Source organism: Motilimonas sp. 1_MG-2023 (assembly GCF_030547455.1).
Classification (GTDB): domain Bacteria; phylum Pseudomonadota; class Gammaproteobacteria; order Enterobacterales; family CBDFNC01; genus Motilimonas.
Genome location: NZ_JAUOPX010000096.1, coordinates 1 through 1836, shown reverse-complemented (window position 1 = coordinate 1836; position 1836 = coordinate 1). Strand labels below are relative to the sequence as shown.

At 37.1% G+C, this 1836-nt stretch carries 3 protein-coding genes; all 3 read left to right on the top strand.

What is annotated here, in order from left to right:
• Positions 1-529 precede the first annotated feature (529 nt).
• From Q4519_RS21545 to Q4519_RS21535, 3 genes are read left to right on the top strand one after another with little or no spacing between them, the layout of a single operon-like run.
• Positions 530-1078 (top strand): DUF2975 domain-containing protein, encoded by a 549-nt coding sequence (locus tag Q4519_RS21545; RefSeq protein WP_303515963.1) that lies wholly within the window; start codon positions 530-532, stop codon positions 1076-1078.
• Positions 1075-1296 carry a helix-turn-helix transcriptional regulator gene (locus tag Q4519_RS21540; RefSeq protein ID WP_303515961.1) on the top strand — a complete coding sequence of 74 codons (222 nt, stop codon included), beginning with the start codon at positions 1075-1077 and terminating at the stop codon, positions 1294-1296. The genes Q4519_RS21545 and Q4519_RS21540 overlap by 4 nt, the downstream gene beginning before the upstream one ends.
• A 2-nt stretch (positions 1297-1298) precedes the next feature.
• Positions 1299-1628, top strand: a complete 330-nt coding sequence (locus Q4519_RS21535) for a hypothetical protein (protein WP_303515959.1) — start codon at positions 1299-1301, stop codon at positions 1626-1628.
• The last annotated feature ends 208 nt before the right edge of the window (positions 1629-1836 follow it).

Here is a 1836-nt window from a genome sequence, read left to right as displayed (position 1 = left end):
AATAACACGGCTCGCAAAAGAGGTGCTAAGGCGGCGGGACCACCGAATAAGTAGCGCAGATATACAGTGGGCAATCTACGAATATATACGGGTGATCCATCAAACAGCGATGCTTAAATTATGAGGGAATCCGTCAGCACCCTGGGTGCCTAGGAGGGTAAGACGTCAATTTGGATCTCATTAGGGCGCAACTGACGCCGGATATATGTCGCAAGACCGCGAACCATTAGTAGCTAAAAACCTGCTGTGAAAGGTGAAAAACGACAAGCGCATTTATTTAGTAAAAAACAACAGAAAGAGGACGCATTGCCCTTGCTAAAACCGAGGTGACCATATATGTCCATTTTTGGTTGTCCAGTACAGGCTAGCTATGAGTCAGTATTTATAGTTGCCCAAAAAGCTGGCTAGCAAATTAGGGTAGAGCTAGAGTAAGCGAGCATGAATTTATTGATAAACGATAATTATATATTGCTTTTCGAGTTAAAAAAATTTATTCTTGACTGGTCTTTTCAATCATAGGTCATAGGTCATGAGTAGTGCTAGCGAAAATACAAGTCGACTGCAGCGTGTTAGTGGCACATTTCAATCCATATTAAATTTTTTGATTTTTAGTATTCCATTAATTATTTCAATATATTGGGCGTTTTTTAATCACTTGCCAGTTGGTTTTACAGACCAGTTGCTTCCGGTTCCAGTTAATAAGCCACTTTCCGCAATGATTTTGTTTTTCGGTTTAGTCGTAAGCTTGATCTTAGCCATTCCAGCCTTATATGGAATATTCAACCTAAAAAATCTATTCAAACTTTATAGAAAAAAAATTGTTTTTTCTCATAAAAATGCTGAATATATTTTGCGGTTTGGTTATAGCCTGATTGGTTGGGTAGCGGCCAAATTAATTTTTATAGCATTTATTAGTGCTGTATTAACTTTTGGAAATCAGTATGGTGAGCGAATGATAGTCCTCCAATTTGAATTTTCAGATATTGCTATTTTGGTTTCCGGATCAGTTATTGTTATTATTTCCTGGATCATGAAAGAAGCAGCAATCATAAAAGAAGAACAGAAATATACAATATGACTATTGTTGTTAATTTAGATGTAATGCTTGCGAAGCGAAAAATGAAGTCGAATGAACTTGCTTCGCGAGTAGGTATTACCGAACAAAATATTTCAATTCTAAAAACAGGAAAGGCAAAAGCTATTAGATTGACAACCTTAAATTCAATATGCAAGGAATTAAATTGTCAGCCAGGTGAAATATTACAATATATAAACGATGAAATAGGAGAAGAGTAAATATGAAAACTTTAGTGTTTATTGTTAGTCTTGTACTGCTACAAACTGGTTGTTCAATCGTCCCCCAGTCGGAAGCAATACAGGTTGCTTTTGAACGAGGTGAATACGAAGGGGTCAATAAAGACTCTGGGTTTTATGTAACCGTACCTGCTGCGCATTCTGGTCCTTATAGCTCTGTCGATTTATTTAACTTTCAATCAGGTGATGAAAAATTCAAAGATAAAGAAATGAGTGCAGTTTTGGGTAAGTCCAGAAAAACAGGGGAATGGGAAGTTCTTATTATATTGACCAAAGTAGATGGAGCTTGGGTAGCATTGCCAAAAAACAAGTGAAGGTATCACGAGGCAGGGCAAGATCGCGAACGTTTTTTAAGCAATCAATAGGTTTATTTGACACCTAAGAGCGATCGTGATCTTATATGTATTTGCAGGAGCAGATTGACACACAAAATTTTTGTCGTAATCACTGTCACTCGATCTTAAATATCCCTTGAGCGATCCTTTTCTGGTGTCATTCTTATCCTATGCCGATTAAATTTGA

Coding starts and splice junctions, on each gene's coding strand:
- Q4519_RS21545 (WP_303515963.1), top strand. CDS start 530: ATGAGTAGTGCTAGCGAAAATACAAGTCGACTGCAGCGTGTTAGTGGC.
- Q4519_RS21540 (WP_303515961.1), top strand. CDS start 1,075: ATGACTATTGTTGTTAATTTAGATGTAATGCTTGCGAAGCGAAAAATG.
- Q4519_RS21535 (WP_303515959.1), top strand. CDS start 1,299: ATGAAAACTTTAGTGTTTATTGTTAGTCTTGTACTGCTACAAACTGGT.